Origin of the sequence: Streptomyces sp. R35, assembly GCF_041053035.1 — a bacterium.
Lineage (GTDB): Bacteria > Actinomycetota > Actinomycetes > Streptomycetales > Streptomycetaceae > Streptomyces > Streptomyces lutosisoli.
The window spans coordinates 2,611,062-2,633,238 of the sequence record NZ_CP163440.1 but is presented as its reverse complement, the minus strand read 5'-3'; the positions used below and the strand labels follow the sequence as shown (position 1 = coordinate 2,633,238).

18 protein-coding genes are annotated in these 22,177 nt (G+C 72.0%); 4 read left to right on the top strand and 14 right to left on the bottom strand.

Going from position 1 to position 22,177, the window contains the following annotated elements; translation table 11 throughout:
- The first annotated feature begins 17 nt into the window (after window positions 1–17).
- Entirely contained in the window at window positions 18–1,109 is a 1,092-nt protein-coding gene (locus AB5J50_RS12275; protein WP_369257472.1) for an amidohydrolase family protein, read from the top strand.
- 43 nt (window positions 1,110–1,152) lie between these two features.
- Here AB5J50_RS12275 and AB5J50_RS12270 read toward each other — a convergent pair whose 3' ends face one another.
- The gene (locus AB5J50_RS12270) at window positions 1,153–2,223 is read right to left on the bottom strand and encodes a serine hydrolase domain-containing protein (protein ID WP_369257470.1); all 1,071 of its coding nucleotides are present in this window, start codon (window positions 2,221–2,223) and stop codon (window positions 1,153–1,155) included.
- 7 nt (window positions 2,224–2,230) lie between these two features.
- Between AB5J50_RS12270 and AB5J50_RS12265 the strand changes: the two genes are divergently transcribed.
- Window positions 2,231–2,470: a hypothetical protein gene (locus tag AB5J50_RS12265; protein ID WP_369257468.1), complete on the top strand. Its 240-nt coding sequence runs from the start codon at window positions 2,231–2,233 to the stop codon at window positions 2,468–2,470.
- A 376-nt stretch (window positions 2,471–2,846) separates the two neighbouring features.
- On the top strand, window positions 2,847–3,755 hold the full coding sequence (locus AB5J50_RS12260) for an SCO1860 family LAETG-anchored protein (RefSeq protein ID WP_369257466.1): 909 nt from the start codon (window positions 2,847–2,849) through the stop codon (window positions 3,753–3,755).
- 237 nt (window positions 3,756–3,992) lie between these two features.
- On the opposite strand, the gene cobC is transcribed toward AB5J50_RS12260, so the two are convergent.
- Genes cobC through cobM form a run of 6 tightly spaced genes read right to left on the bottom strand, consistent with a single transcriptional unit; the run spans window position 3,993 to window position 10,418 of the window.
- Entirely contained in the window at window positions 3,993–5,078 is a 1,086-nt protein-coding gene (cobC, locus tag AB5J50_RS12255; RefSeq protein ID WP_369257464.1) for an Rv2231c family pyridoxal phosphate-dependent protein CobC, read from the bottom strand.
- Window positions 5,068–6,006 carry a sirohydrochlorin chelatase gene (locus tag AB5J50_RS12250; protein ID WP_369257462.1) on the bottom strand — a complete coding sequence of 313 codons (939 nt, stop codon included), beginning with the start codon at window positions 6,004–6,006 and terminating at the stop codon, window positions 5,068–5,070. The genes cobC and AB5J50_RS12250 overlap by 11 nt, the downstream gene beginning before the upstream one ends.
- Complete coding sequence (locus AB5J50_RS12245) at window positions 6,003–6,632, bottom strand: precorrin-8X methylmutase (protein WP_369265374.1); 630 nt, start codon at window positions 6,630–6,632, stop codon at window positions 6,003–6,005. The genes AB5J50_RS12250 and AB5J50_RS12245 overlap by 4 nt, the downstream gene beginning before the upstream one ends.
- Before the next feature lie 5 nt (window positions 6,633–6,637).
- Entirely contained in the window at window positions 6,638–8,347 is a 1,710-nt protein-coding gene (cobJ, locus tag AB5J50_RS12240) for a precorrin-3B C(17)-methyltransferase (protein ID WP_369257460.1), read from the bottom strand.
- Entirely contained in the window at window positions 8,344–9,597 is a 1,254-nt protein-coding gene (gene cbiE / locus AB5J50_RS12235; RefSeq protein ID WP_369257458.1) for a precorrin-6y C5,15-methyltransferase (decarboxylating) subunit CbiE, read from the bottom strand. Before cbiE ends, cobJ begins: the two co-directional genes overlap by 4 nt.
- Window positions 9,594–10,418 carry a precorrin-4 C(11)-methyltransferase gene (gene cobM / locus AB5J50_RS12230; RefSeq protein ID WP_327427742.1) on the bottom strand — a complete coding sequence of 275 codons (825 nt, stop codon included), beginning with the start codon at window positions 10,416–10,418 and terminating at the stop codon, window positions 9,594–9,596. Before cobM ends, cbiE begins: the two co-directional genes overlap by 4 nt.
- A 105-nt stretch (window positions 10,419–10,523) precedes the next feature.
- On the opposite strand from cobM, the gene AB5J50_RS12225 reads away from it, so the two are divergent.
- On the top strand, window positions 10,524–11,252 hold the full coding sequence (locus AB5J50_RS12225) for a ZIP family metal transporter (protein WP_369257455.1): 729 nt from the start codon (window positions 10,524–10,526) through the stop codon (window positions 11,250–11,252).
- A 17-nt stretch (window positions 11,253–11,269) separates the two neighbouring features.
- Here the strand turns inward: AB5J50_RS12225 and cobI are convergent, their stop codons facing one another.
- Genes cobI through AB5J50_RS12190 form a run of 7 tightly spaced genes read right to left on the bottom strand, consistent with a single transcriptional unit; the run spans window position 11,270 to window position 22,069 of the window.
- On the bottom strand, window positions 11,270–12,001 hold the full coding sequence (cobI, locus tag AB5J50_RS12220; RefSeq protein WP_369257453.1) for a precorrin-2 C(20)-methyltransferase: 732 nt from the start codon (window positions 11,999–12,001) through the stop codon (window positions 11,270–11,272).
- Window positions 11,998–13,344: a cobyrinate a,c-diamide synthase gene (locus AB5J50_RS12215; RefSeq protein WP_369257451.1), complete on the bottom strand. Its 1,347-nt coding sequence runs from the start codon at window positions 13,342–13,344 to the stop codon at window positions 11,998–12,000. Before AB5J50_RS12215 ends, cobI begins: the two co-directional genes overlap by 4 nt.
- A complete protein-coding gene (cobO, locus tag AB5J50_RS12210; RefSeq protein WP_327427738.1) occupies window positions 13,341–13,940 on the bottom strand; it encodes a cob(I)yrinic acid a,c-diamide adenosyltransferase in 600 nt (199 codons plus the stop codon). The genes AB5J50_RS12215 and cobO overlap by 4 nt, the downstream gene beginning before the upstream one ends.
- Window positions 13,940–15,949 (bottom strand): putative cobaltochelatase, encoded by a 2,010-nt coding sequence (locus tag AB5J50_RS12205; protein ID WP_369257449.1) that lies wholly within the window; start codon window positions 15,947–15,949, stop codon window positions 13,940–13,942. Before AB5J50_RS12205 ends, cobO begins: the two co-directional genes overlap by 1 nt.
- Window positions 15,946–19,599 (bottom strand): cobaltochelatase subunit CobN, encoded by a 3,654-nt coding sequence (gene cobN / locus AB5J50_RS12200; RefSeq protein ID WP_369257447.1) that lies wholly within the window; start codon window positions 19,597–19,599, stop codon window positions 15,946–15,948. The genes AB5J50_RS12205 and cobN overlap by 4 nt, the downstream gene beginning before the upstream one ends.
- Complete coding sequence (locus tag AB5J50_RS12195) at window positions 19,596–21,116, bottom strand: cobyric acid synthase (RefSeq protein WP_369257445.1); 1,521 nt, start codon at window positions 21,114–21,116, stop codon at window positions 19,596–19,598. Before AB5J50_RS12195 ends, cobN begins: the two co-directional genes overlap by 4 nt.
- Window positions 21,113–22,069, bottom strand: a complete 957-nt coding sequence (locus tag AB5J50_RS12190) for a cobalamin biosynthesis protein (protein ID WP_369257443.1) — start codon at window positions 22,067–22,069, stop codon at window positions 21,113–21,115. The genes AB5J50_RS12195 and AB5J50_RS12190 overlap by 4 nt, the downstream gene beginning before the upstream one ends.
- Window positions 22,070–22,177 lie beyond the last annotated feature (108 nt).

Sequence of the window (22,177 nt, the reverse complement as noted above, 5' to 3'; positions counted from 1 at the left end):
GAATTAAGGTGCGGTGCATGAGCGATCGCGCGGTGCTGCACGTGAAGGGACGGGTGCTCGTCGGGCCCGACGACGTCCGGGACGAACTGTGGGTCGTCGGCGGGAGAATCGCGTACGAGCGGCCCGCCGGCGCCCGTGACGTCCGTACCGTCGAGGGCTGGGCGCTGCCCGGCCTCGTCGACGCGCACTGCCATGTCGGGCTCGACCACCACGGCCCGGTCGCGGAGGACGTCTCGGAGAAGCAGGCACTCACCGACCGCGAGGCCGGCACCCTGCTGATCCGGGACGCGGGCTCGCCCTCCGACACCCGCTGGATCGACGGCCGCGACGACCTCCCGAAGATCATCCGCGCGGGCCGCCACATCGCCCGTACCCGCCGCTACATCCGCAATTACGCGCACGAGATCGAGCCGGAGGACCTGGTCGCCTACGTCGCCGAGGAGGCCCGGCGCGGCGACGGCTGGGTCAAGCTGGTGGGCGACTGGCTCGACCGCGGCACCGGCGACCTGGGCGCCTGCTGGCCCCGCGACGCCGTCGAGGCCGCGATTGCCGAGGCGCACCGGCTGGGCGCGCGGGTGACCGCGCACTGTTTCGCGGAGGACTCGCTCCGGGACCTGGTCGAGGCGGGCATCGACTGCATCGAGCACGCCACGGGCCTGACCGAGGACACCATCCCGCTGTTCGCCGAACGCGGGGTCGCGATCGTCCCCACGCTCGTCAACATCGCGACCTTCCCGGGCCTCGCGGACGGCGGGGAGGCGAAGTTCCCGCGCTGGTCGGCGCACATGCGACGGCTGCACGAGCGGCGCTACGACACCGTGCGTGCCGCGTACGACGCCGGAATCCCCGTCTACGTCGGCACGGACGCCGGCGGCTCACTGGCCCACGGACTGGTCGGCGCCGAGGTCGCCGAACTCGTCACCGCCGGCATCCCGCCCGTCGAGGCGCTGTCCGCCACCACCTGGGGCGCACGACGGTGGCTGGGACGGCCCGGCCTGGAGGAGGGGGCACCCGCGGACCTCGTGGTGTACGAGGGTGATCCGCGCGCGGACGTACGGGTGCTGGCGGCTCCGCGGAGGGTCGTGCTGAACGGACGGGTGATCGGCTAAAACCGCCATGCGCCATGCGTTGAGGACTGGGGACACCGGCCGGTCATTGGGCCGCGGGCTGTGCGGGCAGGTTGAAGACGTGCTGCGGGCTGATGATCTTCGTGATCGCCTGGCCGACGAGGGTGCTGGGCTCGATGATCTTCCGATAGTTGATGTCGGTGTTCAGCACCACGACGAGGGTCGCCCGCGCAGACGGAAGATAGATGGTCAGGGTCTCGTAGCCCGGCAGTGAGCCGTTGTGCCCGATCCAGCCCTGGACGTTGAAGATGCCGAGGCCGTACCCGGCGCCCGGGATCCCGGTGGGGGGCGTCGTGAGCCGCTGCTTCTGGGTGGCGGGGCTGATCATGGTGGTGCCGTCGGGCAGGATGCCCGTGGCCACCGTGGGTGCCCAGATGCGCAGATCATCCAGGGTGGAGATGATCGCGCCGGCCGCCCAGCCCCAGGAGGGGTTCCAGTCGGTCGCGGTCGCGACCTGCCCGTTGGCGGTCTGGTCCGTGTACCCCTGCGGGTGCGGGGCCGGGAACGCCGCGTCGGTCGGGAAGACCGTGTGATTCAGTCCGGCCGGTGTGAGGACGTTTTTCTTGATGTAGTCCTGAAGCGGCTGACCACTGATCTTCTCGACGACCAGACCGAGCAGGATGAGGTTGGTGTTGCAGTAGTAGAACTTCTCGCCCGGCTGGAACAGCACGGGATGCTTGAACGAGTAGTCGAGCAGCTGCTGCGGGGTGAACGGCGCCCGCGGATCGGTCGTCAGCGCCTTGAAGAAGTCGGGATCCTCGGAGTAGTTGAAGAGTCCGCTGCGCATTCCGGCGAGGTTGCGCAGTGTGATCTTGTCTCCGTTGGGCACACCGTCGATGTACTTGCTGATCGGATCGTCCAGGCCGATCTTGCCCTCGTCGACCAGCTTCAGCAACGCCGTCACGGTGAAGGTCTTGGTCTCGCTGCCGATCCGGATGTACATGTCCCGCGCCATCGGCTGGCCGGTCGCCTTGTCGGCGACCCCGAGCGACCGGACGTAGGTCCCCTGGTCGGGCGTCCACACCCCGAAGGCCACCCCGGGGATGTTCGCCTTCCGCATGACCTGCTGCACGGCGACGTCGAGTTGCTGTTCCACGGCAGGGGTGAGCGTACGGACGCCGGTCGCGGACAAGTCGGACGGGGACGGCGAGGGCGGTTCGGTGGAGGCCGCGGCGGTGGCCGTGCTGTCGATGGCCGTGGTGTGCGCCGGTGTGGGTGCCCCGAAGGCGGTTCCGCTCGCGAGCGGCGCCATGAGCGTCCCCATCGCCATGGCGCTGACGGCCCCCCTGCGCAATCGTGATGACGAATGCGTCATGGGCCTACTCCAAGCACATGAGTGCTGAAAGACATGGGCCGCGAGGCCCTGTAAATCCAGCATAGGAGCGCTGCTGCCGGGACGCCTGCCGGGACGCCTGTCGGACGACCGTCGGGCGGCGGGGACGGTGCTCGGCTTGACGGAACGTGACGCGCCGCGGGCCAGGCTCGTTAGGCAACTTTCAGCACATCTTCCAGCATCCGCGTGAATACGCCGGAACGTCACCGGCGTATTCGAGTCAGGGCAGTTGAACAGGTGACCACGGCGAACATCCGTGCCGCGATATTCGAATTCATTCACGGAAACCCCACGTTGGAGTGAAGTCGCGTCAGGTTGCTGACTGTTCACTCTCAGTGCGTAATTCTTGCCGGGTCCCAAGCTTGTCTCTTATGGGGGTCCCACCCTTGAACAGCAACAATTTCCGCATGCCCGCACGCCGTTTGACCGCCACCGCGGCGGCGACCGTCCTCGCCGCCGGTCCCGTGGCGCTGGCCGGCGCGGGCTCCGCTCACGCGACCACTGACCATGGTCGTGCCGGCGCCGTCGTGCTCCGCACCGGGCTCGATGTGTCTCTGCTCAACAAGACGGTGAACGTTCCGCTCGCGGTCTCCCTCAATGAGGTGCAGGCACCGCGGAGCGCCCAGAAGACCGCGCTGACCGCCCAGTTGGACGGCGTCGACGGTGGGCGGCCGTTCAGTGTGCTGCGTGCGGACGTCGCCACCGCGAAGGCCACGGTGTCCGACGGGAAGGCCGAGGGGTACACGCGTCTCGCGCACGCGGTGGTCCACGTTCCCGGGCTGCCGCTGCTGTCGCTCATCGAGGTCGGGCAGGTGACGTCGAAGGCGACGTGCGAGGCGGGGAAGAAGCCCGTCGCCGGCTCGAACCTTCTCGGCTCGGTCACTGTCCTCGGCAAGAAGGTGACGCTGTCGGTGGGCGGGCCGACCGTGGTGAAGGTGCCGGGGGTCGGTGAGGTGCGGCTCGATCTCTCCAAGACCGAGACCACCTCCCGTACGGCGGCCGCGTCCGCGCTCGAACTCAAGGTGTCCATCAATCCGTTGAAGCTGAATGTGGCCGAGGTCGAGGGGACGGTGACGCTGGCCGGGGCGACGTGTGAGTCTCCGGCTGCGCCGGCCGTCGAGTCGGGCAAGCCCGCCGATCCGGTGTCCGATGTGAAGCCCCAGGGGGCTGCGGCGGAGGCCGGCCTCGCGGAGACCGGGGGGAGTTCTGTGACGCCGTACGTCGCGGGTGGGGCGGTTGCCCTGCTGGCGGCGGGAGGCGGAGCGCTCGCACTGGCACGCCGCCGCCGAACCTGACCGCCGAAGCGTCTTTCGCCCCCGCCGCCCCTACCCGTCCCATCCCCAGGGGCTCCGCCCCTTCGACCCCGTTCGGTTGTGTTTCGGGTGCGGGTGGGTGGGGGCTGGTCTAAAAGATTGCGCAGTTCCCCGCGCCCCTAAAAGGGGCGCGGGGAACTGCGCAGTCTTTTGGGGGTCTGGGGGCGCAGCCCCCAGGGATGGGACGGGTAGGGGCGGCGGGGGCGAAAGACGTACGCCTCAGCCCGCTGTCGCCGTTACCGCTCGGTCCAGTGCCTGGAGGAACTGGTTGACGGTCGAGCGGTTCCGTACCGCCACCCGTAGCCACTTCTCGTCGAGCCCGGGAAACGTGTCCCCGCGCCGGACGGCGAAGCCGAGGCCCCGGAGGTGGCGCCGTACGGCAGCGGCGTGAGGGAGGCGGATCAGGACGAAGGGACCCTCCGCGGGTTCCACGACCCGCAGCCCGTCCACCTCGAACTCCTTCAGCCCAGCCACGAGATGCGCCCGATCGGCGGCGATCCGGTGCGCGGCATGCGCGGCCTCCGCCAGCGCCTGCGAGGACATACAGGCCTCGGCCGCGGCGAGGGCGGGCGTGGAGACGGGCCACAGCGGCTGGGCGCGCTCCAGCTCGGTGATCGTCTCGGGGTCGGCGAGGACGTAGCCGATGCGGAGACCTGCAAGCCCCCACGTCTTCGTGAGGCTGCGCAGGACGACGAGACCGGGCACGTCCGTCCGGCCGGCGAGCGCCTCCCGCTCACCCGGCACCGCGTCCATGAACGCCTCGTCGACCACCAACACCCGCCCGGGCCGGGCGAGTCCGGCGATCGACGCGGCCGGATGCAGCACCGACGTCGGATTGGTCGGATTGCCGATCACGACGAGATCCGCGTCCTCGGGGACGGCCGCGGGGTTCAGCCGGAAACCGTCCTCCTCACGCAGCAGCACGCGGTCGACCGTGTGCCCGGCGTCCCGCAACGCCGCCTCCGGCTCCGTGAACTGCGGGTGCACGACCACCGGCTGACGCACCTTCAGGGCACGCGCCAGCAGTACGAAGGCCTCGGCGGCGCCGGCTGTGAGCAGTACCCGCTCCACCGGCAGCCCGTGTCGCGCGGCGACCGCGGCCCGTGCGGCCCGCCCGTCCGGATAGGCCGCGAGCCCGAGCCCGGTCAGCGACGCGGCGATCCGCTCACGCAACCATGGAGGAGGCGTGTCCGCACGGACGTTCACGGCGAGATCGGTGAGCGCGGAACCGTCGTCGCGCACCTCGGCGTCGCCGTGGTGCCGCAGATCGTGCGCGACGCCCTCGCCCTCCCCCTCAGTTCGCATGAGAGTGGGAGTGGGAGTGCGTGTGACCACCGTGGTGTCCGTGGTGGTGGTGACCGTCGTCGTCCGGGTGGAAGTGCGGCTGCTGGGGGAGCCCCACCTTGTCCTCGAAGCCGGGCAGGGCGATCCGGTAGACACAGGAGTCGCAGTTCATCCGGACGTCGCCCTTGATGGCCTCCCGGTAGCGCTCCATGACGAGGTCGAGCAGCTCCGGCTCCGGACCGATCACGTCGGCCGACCGCACCTCGACGTCCGGGTGCGCGGCCGTCCAGCCCTCGGTCTGCTGCCGTACCCGGTCGGGGAGGATCCCGGTGAAGAGGAAGTACGGCAGGACGACGATCCGGCGAGCGCCCAGCTTCACACAGCGGTCAAGGCCCGACGGCACGTCCGGCGCCGCCAGCGACACGAACGCCGTCTCGACACCCGCGTACCCCCGGCCCTCCCACAGCAGCCGCGCCGCCTTGTGCACCTCGGCGTTGGCGTCCGGGTCGGTGGAGCCGCGGCCCACGAGCAGCACCGTCACATCGGCCCGGTCCTCGGGCGTACGGACCGTACCGCCGAGGGCCTCGTCCAGCCGCCGTTCCAGGACGGCCAGCAGCGACGGGTGCGGGCCCAGCGGACGCCCGTAGGTGTACGAGATCCCCGGGTGCCGCTCCTTCTCACGGGCCAGCGCCGCCGGGATGTCCCCCTTGGCGTGCCCGGCGGACACCAGCATCAGCGGCACGGCGGCGAAACGCCGTACCCCCTGCTCGACCAGCTCGGCCACGGCGTCACCCAGCGGCGGCGGCGACAGCTCGATGAACCCGCCCGCGACGGGCAGTTCGGGGTGACGGCGCCCCAACTCCCGTACGAAGTCGCGGAAGGCCTCGGCTCCGGCCTCGTCCCGGGTGCCGTGTCCGGCGATGAGCAGGGCGGGGGCAGGGGTGGTCACGATTTCTCCTTGACGGACGGTGAAGCCTTGGCGGCCTGTGAAACGGGGTGGTACAGAAGGGCGTTGAGCGCGGCGGCGGCGACCGCCGAACCGCCCTTCTCGGACACATTGCTGACCGCGGGCAGCCCGCTTTCGCGGAGCGCGGCCTTCGACTCGGCCGCGCCGACGAAACCGACGGGCAGACCGATGACGAGCGCGGGCGAGGCGTCCAGCGTCAGCAGCTCCTCCAGGGCGGTCGGCGCGCAGCCGATCACCCAGAGGGCCCCCGGGCCGACCTCCTCGTACGCGAGCCGGATCGCGTGCGCCGAACGGGTGAGCCCCGGGCCGGACTTGGCGTCCTTCAGACGGCAGACGGTGTCGCGACGCGTGATGCCCGCCGCGACCATCTCCACGTCCACCACGACCGGCGCCCCGGCGTGCAGCGCGGCATGCGCCTTCTCCAGGGTGCCCTCGTCCGTGACGAGGTCGCCCGCGTAGTCGAGGTCGGCGGCGGAGTGGATGACCCGTTCCACCACCGCACGCGTCAGCGGCGCGAAGTGCGAGGTGTCCAGGCGGGTGCGCAGCCGCCGGAAGGACTCCTGCTCGATGGGGTGCACGACCCGGCTCTCCGGGAACACCTGGCTCACTCGGCTCACTTGGGCTCCTCCTGCCAGCGGTAGCCGCGCGGCGTCACCATGCGCCCGGCGATCTCACGGGTCGCCGTGTTGCCCACGGTCACGACCGTCATCATGTCGACGATCGCCGGATCCAGGGACCCCAGCGTCGTCACCCGGCTCGACTCGTCCGGCCGGGAGGCGTTGCGTACGACACCCACCGGCGTCGTCGGCTCCCGGTGCCCGGCGAGGATCGCGAGGGCCTTCGGAAGCTGCCAGTCGCGTCCCCGGCTGCGGGGGTTGTAGAACGTCACCACGATGTCGGCCTCCGCCGCCGCCCGTACCCGGCGCTCGATGACCTCCCAGGGAGTGTGGAGATCGGAGAGGCTGATCGACACATGGTCGTGGCCGAGCGGCGCGCCCAGGATCGCCCCGGCCGCGAGCGCGGCGGTCACGCCCGGCACCCCGACCACGTCGATGTCGTCGGACGCCTCGGCCAGCGCGGGCGACGCCATCGCGTACACGCCCGCGTCGCCGCTGCCGATCAGCGCGACGGCCTGCCCACGCCGGGCCTCCGCCACCGCCGTCCGCGCCCGCTCCTCCTCGGCACCGAGCCCCGACTCCAGGATCCGGGTGCCGGGCCGCAGCAGATCGCGGATCTGGTCGACGTACTGGTCGAGGCCGACGAGCACGGAGGCGCTCCGCAGTTCTTCCTTGGCGCGGGGCGTCAGCAGATCGCGTGCGCCGGGCCCGAGTCCGACGACGGCCAGTCGTCCGCGCGGGGTCCGCCGTACGACGGCACACGTCGCCATCGCGGGCAGGCCGTCCGCACGCGCGGACTTCCGCTTGGGGACCAGGAGTTCACCCCCGCGTACGAGCGCGGCGGCCTCCGCGACGGAGGGGGTACCGACGGCGGCGAGCGGTGCGTCCGAAGGGTTCGGCACCTCCACCTTCGCCAACTCCTCGGCGGTGTACGTCACCACGGGCACCCCGAGGTGCTCCGCGGCCCCGACGATGCCGGGCTCGTCGGCCTTCGCGTCGACGGTGGCGAGCTCGGCGACGGACTTCGGGGACAGCCCGGCATCGCGGAGGGTGCCTTCGACAAGGCCGAGGATCTCGTCGACGGGAGCGCCCTTGGAGGCGCCGACACCGACGACGAGGGAGGGCGGCCGGAGGACCACTTCGCGGTCGGCGGGGACATGGGCGCGGTCGGAGACACGAAGGACGGCGGTCCCGCCTTGCTGCGCCGGGCGCCCTGCATTCGGCGGCAACGCAGGCAGAGGCCAGCTCAACTCCGCCTCCAGCAGCACGGGTTCCCCGTCCAGCATGGCCCTGGAGACCCCGGCGACATCACCCTCCACGGGAAGCCCGAGCGTGTCCAGCCCCGGCACCCCGACGGAGTCCGTCGCCGTCGTCACCACAGGCTCAGCGCCGAGCAACTCGCCCACTTCCCGGGCAAGTTCATTCGCCCCGCCCCCATGCCCCCCGACGAGGGACACGGCAAACCGCCCCGCCTCGTCGACGCAGACAACGCCGGGGTCGGAGGTCTTGTCGCCCAGCAGCGGAGCGACGAGCCGTACGACCGCCCCCGTGGCAAGGAAGCACACCAGCTGGTCGCACTCCGCGAACGCGGCCCGCACGGCGTCCCCGACGGGTCCGTCGTACACACGGACACGTGTGGGCCAAGCCGTGGCCAGCCGGTTGCGGGCCACCGCCCCCGCCGCCGTGGCGGAAATCAGGCCGATCACTGGGGGACTCCTTCGGTACGGGCCGGAGGCCGGACGCCCCACAGCAGAAAAACGGGATTGGTGGCCGACAGCCGGCTGACGCCACCCGGCAGCGGCGCGAGCCGGGACGACTGCAGCAGCACGCCGTCGCAGTCGAAGCCGGCGCCGGTGAGCGCCTCCCGGGCAGCGGGCACCCGGTCAAGCGCGGCCATGGCGACCACGACGGCACGCCGGGCGCGCCGCGCGCAGACCGTGACGATGGCGGGCAGTTCGCGCCCGCCGCCGCCGATGAAGACCGCGTCCGGATCGTCCAGATCGGACAGCACCGTGGGCGCGGCCCCATGCACGACCCGTACGTCCACGCCGTGCGCCTCGGCGTTGGCACGGATCCGCTCGACCCCGTCCCGCGTCTTCTCGACCGCGGTGACGGCGGCGCCGAACCGCGCGCACTCGACGGCCACGGACCCGGAGCCCGCGCCGACGTCCCAGATCAGCTCGCCGAGGCGCGGCCCCAGCCGGGCCAGCGCGAGCGCCCGTACCTCGAACTTGCTGATCATCGAGTCGCGGTGGGTGAACTCGCTCTCGTCCAGGGCCCATCGGGAAGGCCCGGACGGCGGCCCGGCGACGGTCCGTACGGGGGCGAGGGCACGTGACTCGTCCAGGCACAGGACGACGCTCACCGCCGTACCCCAGTCACGGGCCGCGGCCTCGGCGGGCGTGACCCTCTCCACGCGCTCATGGCCGGGGTCGCCGAGGGCGCTCGCCACGACGAGGACGCGATCGCCGGAGCGGTACGCGAGGGCGGCGCCCAGCTCGGCGGGCCCGGAGCCGGGACCGGTGAGCACGGCCACCTTCGGGTGCGAGCGGCACACGTTCAGCGCGGTGCGCAGGTCACGCCCGTGCGCACTCACGACCACCGCGTCGTCCCAGGGCAGCCCGAGCCGCGCGAAGGCGGTGGCGACGGACGAGACACCGGGGCGGACATCCAGCCGCTCCGCCCCGAACCGCTCGGCCAGCGCCCGCACGATCCCGAAGAAACCGGGGTCGCCGGAGGCGAGGACGACGACCCGGCCGTCCCGCTTCTCCAGATACTGTTCGATCGCTTCCATGGCGGGTGCCAGCGGCCCCAGGACGATGCGCTCGGCGTCCTCCGGCAGCCGTGCCGCCGCCAGATGCCGCCGGGCGCCCACGACGAGCCCGGCGTCGGCGAGCTGGGCCTCCGCGTCCGGAGGCAACGGCGCCCCCGTCCCCGTACCGACCACGACGATCACGACGTACTGCCCTTGCGCGCCGCACGCAGCTCCGCGCGGGCCCGCGGGTCGGCCTTGCGGAAGCCGTGGAAGTGACCGGGGTGGTAGAGGTGCGAGCGGGTGCCGCTCGCGTCGAGCGCCGGGCCGACCAGGAATAGCGTGTGCTTCCAGAGCTTGTGCTCCTTGACGGTCTCCTCCAGCGTCTCGATCGTGCACTTCACGACCAGCTCCTCCGGCCAGGTCGCCTGGTACGCGACCACGACCGGAGTGGACGTCGGATAGCCGCCCTCAAGGAGCTCCCGTACGAGCTGACCGCTGCGGGCGGCGGACAGGAACAGCGCCATGGTCGTCCCGTGCCGCGCGAACTCCCGCACCTCCTCCCCGGGCGGCATCGGCGTCTTGCCGCCGCCGAGCCGGGTGAGGATCACGGACTGCGCGACCTCGGGAATCGTCAGCTCGCGCTGCGCGAGCGCGGCGACGGCGGAGAAGGACGAGACACCGGGAATGATCTCGGTCTCGACGCCGATGTCCGCACACCGGTCGAGCTGCTCCTGCGTACCGCCCCAGAGGGCCGGGTCGCCGGAGTGGATCCGGGCCACCTTCAGCCCCTCCTCCGCGGCCCGCTCGTACACGGCGACGACGTCCTCCAGGGACATCGTCGCGGAATCCAGGATCTCCGCGCCCTCGCGCGCGTGGTCGAGGACCTCGGCCTGCACCAGGCTGGCCGCCCAGATCACGACGTCGGCCTCGGCGATGGCACGCGCGGCGCGGAACGTCAGCAGGTCGGCGGCGCCGGGCCCTGCCCCGACGATGGTCACCTTGCCGGTGGGGGCATCGGCCATGGGAATCGGTCCTCTCCTACGAAAAACTCGGGTGCTGCGAAAAGATCAGTGGCTATGTGGCCGTTGGACATGCGCGAACGGGCCTTGATCGGATAGCAAGGGCGTATGGCGGTCCTCGTCGCGCTCGGCGCGTTCCTGATGACGCTGGCCGGCGGCTGGACGGCACAGCGCGTGACCGACCGGCGCCACCTGGTGCTGGGCCTCGCCGGCGGCCTGATGCTCGGCGTGGTCGGCCTGGACCTGCTGCCGGAGGCGCTGAACGCCGCGGGCAACGAGGTCTTCGGCGTACCGGCCGCCCTGCTGCTGTTCGTCGCCGGGTTCCTGCTGGCCCACCTGGTGGAGCGCCTGCTGGCCCACCGCCAGGCCGCGCACGGAGGCGAGGAGAACGGCGGACGCGCGCCCGAGGTGGGCCTGACGGCGGCCTCCGCGATGGTCGGCCACAGCGCGATGGACGGCGTCGCGATCGGCGCCGCCTTCCAGGTGGGCGGCGGCATGGGCCTGGCGGTCGCCCTCGCGGTGATCGCCCACGACTTCGCGGACGGCTTCAACACGTACACGATCACGAGCCTGTACGGGAACGAGCGCCGCAAGGCGATCACGATGCTGTTCGCGGACGCGGTGGCCCCGGTGGTCGGCGCCGCCTCCACGCTCTTCTTCACCATCCCGGAGCAGCTGCTCGGCGGCTATCTCGGCCTCTTCGGCGGCGTACTCCTCTACCTCGCCGCCGCCGAGATCCTCCCCGAGGCACACCACATGCACCCGGCGCGCTCGACCCTGCTGTGCACGGTCGCGGGCGTGGGCTTCATCTGGCTGGTGGTGGGCATCGCGAACTGACCCGCCGCCCGGACCACTCACAGCTTCCCGCCGCGCCGGCCGTCGCGCCGGGCGGGCGCGATGAGCGTGGACAGATACGGCAGCGGTCCACCGTCGAGCTCGCCCGCGGGCCGGATCGACTCGTCCTCGAGCCCGAGCGCGGACCCCCACACGGCGTCGTCGATCCGCCCGGTCTCGCGCAGCGCCTCCGCGACCTCCTGCGCCTGCCGCCCGAACTTGTACGCGACGACCGTGCCGGGCCCGTTCAGGGCGTCCTTGAGCACCTCGGCCCCGGCGGTCACCGGCACCAGGGTGAGCGGCTCGGTCCCCTCCGTGAGCACGGCCCCCGACCGGGCGGCGAGATCCTGCATGGCGGTGATGCCGGGCACGGTCTCGATCCCCGTACCCGGTACGAGCTCGCCGATGGTGTGCGCGAGATAGGTGAAGGTCGAGTACACATTGGGGTCGCCGATGGTGGCGAACGCGACGACCGCGTGCTTCCTGAGCAGCTCCGCGACCCGCGCGCCGGCGGCGTCCCAGGCGGCCTCGCGGCGCCCCCGGTCGGACCGCTCGTTGAGCGCGAACACGACCCGGACGACCTTCTCCTCGGGCACGTAGTGCAGCACGGTCGCTTCCGCCCGCCCACGCTCCAGGGTGTCCATCACGGGTACGACGACGACCTCGGCGGTCCGCAGAGCGTTGACGCCCTTGACGGTCACCAGCTCCGGGTCACCGGGCCCGACCCCGACTCCGATCAGCTTGCTGCTCATGACGTCAGGCACCTCTCCACGAACCGACGGGCGACACCGGGCTCGGCTGCCCAGTGCGTGTGCAGATAACTCGCGTGCACACCTTGTTGTACGAAACCTTCGACCCGCCGCTCAGGGGCGTGCACACCCCAGGCGGGAGCCGCCCCGGCGCCCGGTTCGACCACGGTCCGGTGAAACTCGTGCCCGCGCATCCGGGTCCCGACGCCGGCGAGCACGCTGTCGCTGACGGCCACGGCATCCCGGTAGCCCAGGGTGAGCCGTTCGCTCATCCGGGCGGTGGCGTCGAGCACCCCGCACATGGGCTGCCCGTCGAGCTCGCGGGACAGATACAGCAGCCCGGCGCACTCGGCGGCGACGGGCGCGCCGCCGAGCGCGAGGTCGGCGACAGCCTTCCGCAGCGGCTCATTGGCGGACAGCTCAGGCGCATACACCTCGGGGAAGCCGCCCCCGATGACCAACCCGGCCGTACCGTCCGGCAGTTGCTCATCCCGCAGCGGATCGAAGGGGACGACCTCGGCCCCGGCCGCGGCCAGCAGCTCGGCATGCTCGGCGTAGGAGAAGGTGAAGGCGGCGCCACCGGCCACAGCGACGACCGGGTGTTCTCCAGCGGCGCCGGACGGCGGCTCCCACGGATCCTCCGGCAACGCGGGCGCGCTGCGCGCCAGCGCCAGCAGCGCATCCAGGTCGCACCCTCGCCGCACCTGCTCGGCGAGCGCGGCCACGGCCTCCACGGCCTCCGCGCGCCGCTCGGCAACCGGCACCAGCCCCAGGTGCCGGGACGGCGTGTCCACCTGCGCGGCACGCCGAAGCACCCCGAGAACGGGCACCCCCGACTCGTCGAGAGCCTCCCGCAGCATCTGCTCATGCCGCTCGGATCCGACCTTGTTGAGGATCACCCCGGCCACCCGCACCCCGGGATCCCAGGAAGCGAAGCCATGCACCAGCGCGGCCACGGACCGGGACTGCGACGACGCGTCGACGACCAGTACCACCGGCGCCCGGAGCAGCTTCGCGACATGAGCCGTGGAAGCCAGCTCCCCCTGCCCCGCGGCCCCGTCGAACAGCCCCATCACGCCCTCGACCACAGCGAGATCGCACCCCCGCGCGCCGTGCGCGAACAGCGGCGAGATCAACTCCGCCCCGCACAGATACGCGTCGAGATTCCGTCCCACACGCCCGGTCGCGAGCGCGTGATACCCGGGATCGATGTAGTCGGGCCCCACCTTGTGCGGGGACACGGCAAGCCCCCGCGAGGCGAAGGCCGCCATCAGCCCCGTGGCAACGGTGGTCTTGCCGCTGCCCGAGGAGGGCGCGGCGATGACCAGCCGAGGGACGGACATCACCACTCGATACCCCTCTGGCCCTTCTGGCCGGCGTCCATCGGGTGCTTGACCTTGGACATGTCGGTCACGAGATCGGCGAACTCGACGAGCTTCTCGGGAGCGTTGCGCCCGGTGATCACGACATGCTGAGTGCCCGGCCGGTCCCGCAGCACAGCCAGCACCTCGTCGACATCCACCCACCCCCAGTGCATGGGGTACGCGAACTCATCCAGGACATACAGCTTGTACGTCTCGGCGGCGAGGTCCCGCTTGACCTGCTCCCAGCCCTCGCGGGCCTTCTCCTCGTTGTCCATCTGGGAGTCGCGCTGCACCCAGGACCAGCCCTCGCCCATCTTGTGCCAGTCGACGGACCCGCCCTCGCCGGAGGCACCGAGCACGCGCAGCGCGTTCTCCTCCCCGACCTTCCACTTCGCCGACTTGACGAACTGGAACACCCCGATCGGCCACCCCTGATTCCAGGCCCGCAGCGCCAGCCCGAACGCGGCCGTCGACTTGCCCTTCCCGATCCCCGTATGCACCACGACCAGGGGACGATTACGACGCTGACGCGTCGTCAGCCCGTCCTCCGGTACGACACTCGGCTGCCCCTGCGGCATTACGCGGCCCTCCTCGAAGTCCCCTGCACATCCCTGACAAGACCGGCGATCGAATCGGCCCGCAGCTCCTCCAGCGTCACCGCGGTGCCGCCCAGTTCACCCGCGAGCTGCCCCGCGAGCCCGAGCCGCACGGGCCCCGCCTCGCAGTCGACGACCACCGAGGCGACCGAGTCGGCCGCGAACAGCCGCGCCGCACGCCCCGCGAGCGCGACCGGCTCCGGCCCACCCGTCGCCCGCCCGTCCGTCACGACGACCACCAACGGCCGCCGCGCCGCGTCCCGCAGCCGCTCGACCCGCAGCACATCGTGCGCCCGCAGCAGCCCCGCCGCGAGCGGCGTCCGCCCACCCGTGGGCAGCGACTCCAGCCGGGCCGCCGCCGCGTCCACCGAAGACGTGGGCGGCAGCGCGACCTCGGCGGCCGACCCCCGGAAGGTCACCAGCCCCACCTTGTCCCGCCGCTGATACGCGTCGAGCAGCAGCGACAGCACCGCACCCTTCACGGCACTCATCCGCTGCCGCGCCGCCATCGACCCGGAGGCGTCCACGACGAACAGCACGAGGTTGCCCTCACGCCCCTCGCGCGTCGCCTGGCGCAGATCGTCCCGCCGTACGACGAGACCGCGCCCCGACCGGCCACGCGCCCGCTGATGCGGCGCCGCCGCCTGCACGGTCGCCGCCAGGTGCAGCTTGGTGAGCGCCCCCTGGGGCCGCCGCGAACCGGTGGTCCGCCCGTGCTCGGTCCGCGCCCGGGAACGCCGCCCGGCCGCACCCTCACCGAGCCCGGGCACGCTCAGCACCTTCGCGCGAAAGGGTTCACCGGCGCGTACGGGTGACTGCTCGCCGCCGCCCCGCGCGGCCGGCGCCTGCCCGTCGTCCGAGGGCTCGCCCTGCGCCGGAACGTCACCGGCGGGGGAATCGCCCTCCGGCCCGTCCTGCGGCGGCTGCCCGCCCCCGCCGGGCCCGTCCGGATCCGGATCGTCGTCCTGGTCCTCGCCCTGCCCGCCGAACTCCTCCAGCGTCTCGTCGAGCTTGTCCTCGTCGAGTCCCGGCGCGTCAAAGGGGTTGCGCCGCCGCCGGTGCGGCAGCGCGAGCAGCGCCGCCTGCCGTACGTCCTCGGCGAGCACCTCGGTCCGCCCCGCCCACGCGGCCAGCGCGGTCGCGGTCCGGGCCATGACGATGTCGGCCCGCATGCCGTCGACCTCGAAGGCCGCGCAGGTCGCCGCGATCTGCCGCAGCGCCCCGTCCCCGAGCCGCACGGACGGCAACAGCTCACGCGCCGCCACGATCCGCGCCCGTACGGCGGACTCCTCATCCGCCCACCGCACGGCGAAACCGTCCGGATCGTCGTCGTACGCGAGCCGCCGCCGTACGACCTCCACCCGCTGATCGGGCTCCCGCGAGGCGGCCACCTCGACGGTCAGCCCGAACCGGTCGAGGAGCTGAGGCCTGAGCTCACCCTCCTCAGGGTTCATGGTCCCGACGAGCAGGAAACGGGCGGCATGCCGTACGGACACGCCCTCGCGCTCTACGTACGAGGCGCCCATCGCGGCTGCGTCCAGCAGCAGGTCGACGAGATGGTCATGGAGAAGATTGACCTCGTCGACGTACAGGATCCCGCGGTGCGCGTCGGCCAGCAGACCCGGCTCGAAGGCCTTCACGCCCTCCGCGAGCGCCCGCTCGATGTCGAGCGCGCCGACCAGCCGGTCCTCGGAGGCGCCGACGGGCAACTCCACCATTCGGGCGGGCCGTTGGGTGCCCGCGCCGACCTCGTGCGGGCCGTCCGGGCAGGCCGGATCGGGCGACCCGGGCGCGCACGAGAAGCGGCACCCGGCGACGACGTCCACCGCCGGCATCAGAGCCGAAAGAGCGCGTACGGCGGTGGACTTGGCGGTGCCCTTCTCGCCGCGGACCAGCACGCCGCCCACGGCGGGCGACACGGCGTTCAGCAGCAGCGCGAGCCGCAGATCGTCCTGGCCGACCACGGCCGTGAACGGAAACGGGGTACTCACTGGTCGTCGCCCTCCAAGTCGCCTTCGAGCTCCAGATAGGTGGCGCGCAGCCGCTCAAGGGTGTCCGCGTCCGGCTCGGCCCACAGCCCCCGGTCGGCGGCCTCCAGCAGACGCTCGGTGATCCCGCGCAGCGCCCACGGGTTGGACTTCTTCATGAAGTCCCGGTTCTCCGGGTCGAAGACGTACTCCGCGCTGAGCTTCTCGTACATCCAGTCGTCCACGACCCCCGCCGTGGCGTCGTACCCGAAGAGGTAGTCGACGGTCGCCGCCATCTCGAAGGCGCCCTTGTAGCCGTGGCGCCGCATGGCCGCCATCCAGCGCGGGTTGACCACGCGGGCGCGGAACACACGGTGGGTCTCCTCGCCGAGGGTGCGGGTCTTCACCTGGTCCGGTACGGCGCTGTCACCGACGTACGCCTCGGGGCTCGCGCCCGTCAGATGCCGGACCATGGCGACCATGCCGCCGTGGTACTGGAAGTAGTCGTCGGCGTCGACGAGGTCGTGCTCGCGGGTGTCGACGTTCTTCGCGGCGACGGCGATCCGCTTGAACGCGGTCTCCATGTCCCCGCGCGCCGCCCGCCCGTCGAGCCCGCGCCCGTAGGCGTAGCCGCCCCACACCGCGTACACCTCGGCGAGGTCGGCGTCCGAGCGCCAGTTGCGGGCGTCGATGAGCGGCAGCAGACCGGCGCCGTACGCGCCCGGCTTGGAGCCGAAGATACGGGCCGTCGCGCGCCGCCGGTCGCCGTGCTCGGCGGTGTCCTCGTCGGCGTGCTTGCGCACGTAGTTCTGATCGGCGGGCTCGTCCAGTTCGGCCACGGCCCGCACCGCGTCGTCGAGGAGCCCGACCACGTGCGGGAACGCGTCCCGGAAGAAGCCCGAGATGCGGACGGTGACGTCGATGCGCGGGCGGCCCAGCTCCGCCAGGGGCACGACCTCGAAGCCGGTCACGCGGCGCGAGGCGTCGTCCCAGACCGGACGGCAGCCGAGAAGCGCGAGGATCTCGGCGATGTCGTCGCCCTGGGTGCGCATGGCGGACGTACCCCAGACCGTCAGCCCGACGGACGTCGGGTACTCGCCGGTGTCCTGGAGGTACCGCTGGACGAGCGAGTCGGCGAGCGACTGCCCGACCTCCCAACTCAGCCTGGACGGAATGGCCTTGGGGTCGACGGAGTAGAAGTTGCGCCCGGTCGGGAGCACGTTCACCAGCCCGCGCGTCGGCGAACCGGACGGGCCCGCCGGGACGTAACCGCCGTCGAGCGCCTTGAGGATGTGGGTGATCTCGTCCGTCGTCCGGGCCAGGCGCGGTACGACCTCACGGCAGGCGAACTCCAACACCGCGACGGCGTCCGGGAGTTCGACGCCGAGGACCTCTCGTACGAGATCGGGGACGGCCGCGACCTCCCAGCCGCGCTCCTCCATGCCCTCCGCGACCCGGCGGCACAGCTGCTCAAGGAGGTCGATCGCGTCGGCCGCCGTACGGGCAGGGCCCTCGACGAGGTCCGTCAGTTCCACCGGCACCTTCACCGGCGCGCCGGGCTCGGCCAGCAGTTCCTTCTCGACCAGGCCGAAGTACTCGGCGAGGCAGGCCCGCAGACCCGGCAGCGCGTTCGCGGCGCCGCCCCACACCTGCGAGGCCCGCAGCACGGCCAGCACGAGGTTCACGCGCGGTTCGGCCTCCGGGCCGCCGCCCAGGATGTGCAGGCCGTCGCGGATCTGCACGTCCTTGATCTCGCACAGATAGCCGTCGATGTGCATGACGAAGGAGTCGAACTCGCCGTCGTCCGGCTGCTCGTCGACATGCAGGTCGTGGTGCAGCTCGGCCGCCTTGACCAGCGTCCAGATCTGCGCCCGTACGGACGGGGCCTTCGTCGGGTCCAGGTCGGACACGAGCGCGTACTCGTCGAGGAGCTGCTCCAGCTTCGCCAGATCGCCGTACGTGTCCGCGCGCGCCATCGGCGGTACGAGGTGGTCGACGACCGTGGCGTGACCGCGGCGCTTGGCCTGGGTGCCCTCGCCGGGGTCGTTGACGATGAACGGGTAGATCAGCGGGAGTTCGCCGAGTACGGCGTCGGGCGCGCAGCCTCCGCTCAGCCCGAGTCCCTTGCCCGGCAGCCATTCCATCGTGCCGTGCTTGCCCATGTGCACGATCGCGTCGGCGCCGAACGAGTTGTCCAGCCACCTGTACGCCGCCATGTAGTGGTGCGACGGCGGCATGTCCGGGTCGTGGTAGATCGCGATCGGGTTCTCGCCGAAGCCGCGCGGCGGCTGGATCATCACGACGACGTTCCCGAACTGGAGGGACGCGAGCACGATGTCGTCGCCGTCCACGTACAGGCTGCCCGGCGGCTCGCCCCACGCCTCCAGCATGCCGTCGCGCAGCTCGGGGTCGAGCTTGTCGAACCATGCCTGATAGTCGGCGAGCGGTACCCGTGCGGGGGCGGCGGCGAGCTGCTCCTCGGTGAGCCATTCGACGTCGTGGCCACCGGCGTTGATGAGCCGGTGGATCAACTCGTCGCCGTTGTCGGGGTGCCCCTCGACGACGTACCCGGCGTCCCGCAGCGCGTCGAGCACCCGTACCGCCGACGCGGGCGTGTCGAGGCCGACGGCGTTGCCGACCCGGGAGTGCTTGGTCGGGTAGGCGGTGAAGACGAGCGCGAGCTTCTTGTCCGCGTTCGGCTTGTGCTTCAACTGGGCGTGCCGCACGGCGATTCCGGCGACGCGCGCGGCCCGCTCGGGGTCGGCGACGTAGACCGGGACGTCGTCCGGGCCCTGCTCCTTGAAGGAGAAGGGGACCGTGATGAGGCGGCCGTCGAACTCCGGGATTGCGACCTGCATCGCCGCGTCCATGGGGGAGAGGGCGGCGTCGGACCCGTCCCAGGCGGCCTTCGACGAGGTGAGGCACAGGCCTTGCAGCACAGGGATGTCGAGGTCGGCGAGCGCGCCGATGTCCCAGGCCTCCTCGTCGCCGCCCGCGGACGCCTGCGAGGCGTGCGTGCCGCCCGCCGCGAGTACGGTGGCGACCAGCGCGTCGGCCTTCCCGAGGATCTCGTACAGGCCCGCGTCCGCGCCGCGCAGCGAACCGCAGTACACGGCAAGGGCGTTGACGCCCCGCGCCTCGATCGCGTCGCACAGCGTGTCGACGAAGCCGGTGTTGCCGGACAGCTCGTGCGCCCGGTAGAAGAGCACGCCGACCGTCGGGCGGCCCTCGACGAACGCGCGCTCGCCGTGGACGCCGTACTCCGCCATCTTGTGCGGCTCCTCGAAGCCCTCACCCGTCAGGAGCACGGTGTCGGAGAGGAAGCGGGCCAGCTCGGTCAGGTTCTCCGGGCCGCCCTCGACGAGATACCGCAGCGCCTCGGCCACCACACCCGCGGGAACCGACGACTCGGCCATCAACTCGGCGTCCGGGACGGCCTCTCCGCCGAGCAGCACGGTCGGGATGCCGGACGCCTTGAGGAAGGCGAGGCCGTCCTCCCAGGCACGCTTGCCGCCCAGCAGCCGTACGACGGCGATGTCCGCGCCCTCGACGAGCGCGGGCAGCTCGGCCGTGACATCCACCCGGGTCGGATTGCCGATCCGGTACGGGGCGCCGGAGGCACGGGCCGCCAGCAGATCCGTGTCGGCGGTCGACAACAACAACACTGTGCTCATGCGGGCGCTCCCGGTGGAATGAAAGGCAGTCCTGATGGCGCGCCCGACTCGATGAGCCGCCAGAGCGCGTCCGTGTCCGCGTGTTCCTCGATCAGATCGCCGAGCCGGTCCAGCTGCTCCTCGCGCAGCGCCGCGAACGACGTGTCGGCGGCCGGCACGAAACGGCGGCCCGCGGCGGCCGCCACCTCGCGCAGAAAGGCACGCCGGAACCCGTCCGACTCCAGCGAGCCGTGCCAGTGCGTGCCCCAGACGGCACCGACCCGGCACCCGTCCAGGAAGGGTTCTCCGCCGGTGACGTCGGCGACGCCGTGGTGGATCTCGTACCCCTCGACGTGCTCGCCGAGCGCCTCGCCGACCGGCCGGGTGAGGGTCTTCTCGCGCGCGAACCGCACGCGTACGGGGAGGAGTCCGAGCCCGTCGACCTGACCGGCGCGCGACTCGACCTCGTCCTCGATGTGCTCGCCGAGGACCTGGAAGCCACCGCAGATGCCCAGCACGGGCCGCCCCTCGGCGGCCCGGCGTGCGATCGCGTCCGCGAGTCCGCGCTTCCGCAGCCACTCCAGCGCCTTCACCGTCCCCCGGGTCCCCGGTACGACGACGAGGTCGGCGTCGGCCAGTTCCTCGGCCCGGTCCACGAACCGCACGACGACACCCGGCTCGGCGGCCAGCGCGTCCACGTCCGTGAAGTTGGACATGAGGGGGACGGCACAGACGGCGACGCGGAGGATGTCCGCGCCGACGGGTTCCGCCACGACGGACTCCCGCACGGCACCCCGCAGCGAGACACGCAGCCCGTCCTCCTCGTCTATGCCGAGACCGTGCTGGAAGGGGAGGACGCCGTAGGAGCGCCGCCCGGTGAGGCCGTGGAGCATGTCGAGCCCCGGCTCCAGCAGGGAGACATCCCCCCTGAACTTGTTGACGAGGAACCCGGCGACGAACTCCTGGTCCTCGCGCGACAGCAGCGCGACCGTCCCGAAGAACGAGGCGAACACGCCCCCGCGGTCGATGTCGCCGACGACGAGCACGGGCAGCCGCGCGTTGCGCGCGATCCCCATGTTCACGATGTCCGTCCGCCGCAGATTGATCTCGGCCGGACTGCCGGCCCCCTCACAGATCACCGCGTCATACGTGCCCCGCAACTCGGCGAGGCAGTCCAGCACGGTCCCCAGGAGGGCCTCCTGTCGTCCCCCGTGATAGCCGCGCGCGGTCATCTCACCCACCGGCTTGCCCATGAGGACGACCTGACTGCTGCGATCGCTCCCCGGCTTGAGCAGCACGGGATTCATCAGCGCGGTGGGCTCGACGCGCGCGGCCTGCGCCTGCATGGCCTGCGCGCGCCCGATCTCGGCGCCCTCGCGCGTCACGAACGAGTTCAGCGACATGTTCTGCGCCTTGAAGGGCGCGACCTTGACGCCCTGGCGCACCAGCCACCGGCAGATCCCGGCGGTGACGACGCTCTTGCCGGCGTCGGAGGTGGTCCCGGCAACGAGGAGTCCGCCGCCCGTTCCGCCACTCATGAGGTACGCCCCTTCGCGAGAAGTCTCTGGGAGAGCAGTCGCCCGGCGGCACTCACGCCGAGGGCGAGCCAGCTCACCCGCCGCGACAGCCGTACGGCCCGCTCTATGTCGTCGACTTGGACGGCGCGCCCGGTGCCGTTGAGCACGGGCCGGTGCTCGACCCGCCCCCCGTACGTGAGCGTCCCGCCGAGCCGCACCCCGAGCGCCCCCGCGAACGAGGCCTCCACAGGCCCGGCGTTTGGGCTCGGATGCTTACGTGCGTCGGCACGCCAGGCGCGTACGGCACCCCGCGGAGCACTTCCGGCCGCGCTCGCGAGCACGGCGGTCAGCCGTGCCCCCGGCCATCCGGCCACATCGTCGAGTCGCGCGGAAGCCCACCCGTACCGCCGGTACTTGGGGGACTTGTGCCCGACCATGGCGTCGAGCGTGTTCACGGCACGGAAGGCGACCAGCCCGGGAACGCCGCCCACGGCGCCCCACACCAGTGCCCCCACCACCGCGTCGGAGGTGTTCTCGGCGACGGACTCGACGACGGCCCGTGCGATCCCGTCGGAGTCCAGCGCCTGGGGATCCCGCCCGCACAGATGCGGCAGCCGCTCCCGGGCCACCTCGACATCACCGGCCGCGAGCGCGTCACCGATCGCGCGGGCCTCGCGCCCGAGGGAGGTTCCCCCGACGACGGCCCAAGTGGCGGCGGCGGTCAGCGCGATGGAGGCGGTACGAGAGGAACGTACGGAATGGCTCGCGAGCGCCGCGAGGCCTGCGGCACCGCCCACGCACACGGCGGTGTGCAGCGCGCCCCACCCGCGGTGGTCCCGCCACAACACCCGCTCCACGGCTCCCGCGGCCCGCCCGAACGCGGCGACCGGATGCCCCCGGCGAGGGTCGCCGAGCAGCAGGTCGCCGAGGAGGCCGGCGGTGGCGCCGTACGCGAAGACGCGATCGGCACGCATCGGTTCAGCCGACCGTGGGGTCGGGGACAACCGTCGTTCGCGTCACTCGCGTCGTTGGCAGGGCACTTGGGCAGCCGCGCATGGCGATATGTCCTCACTCAGGGTGTC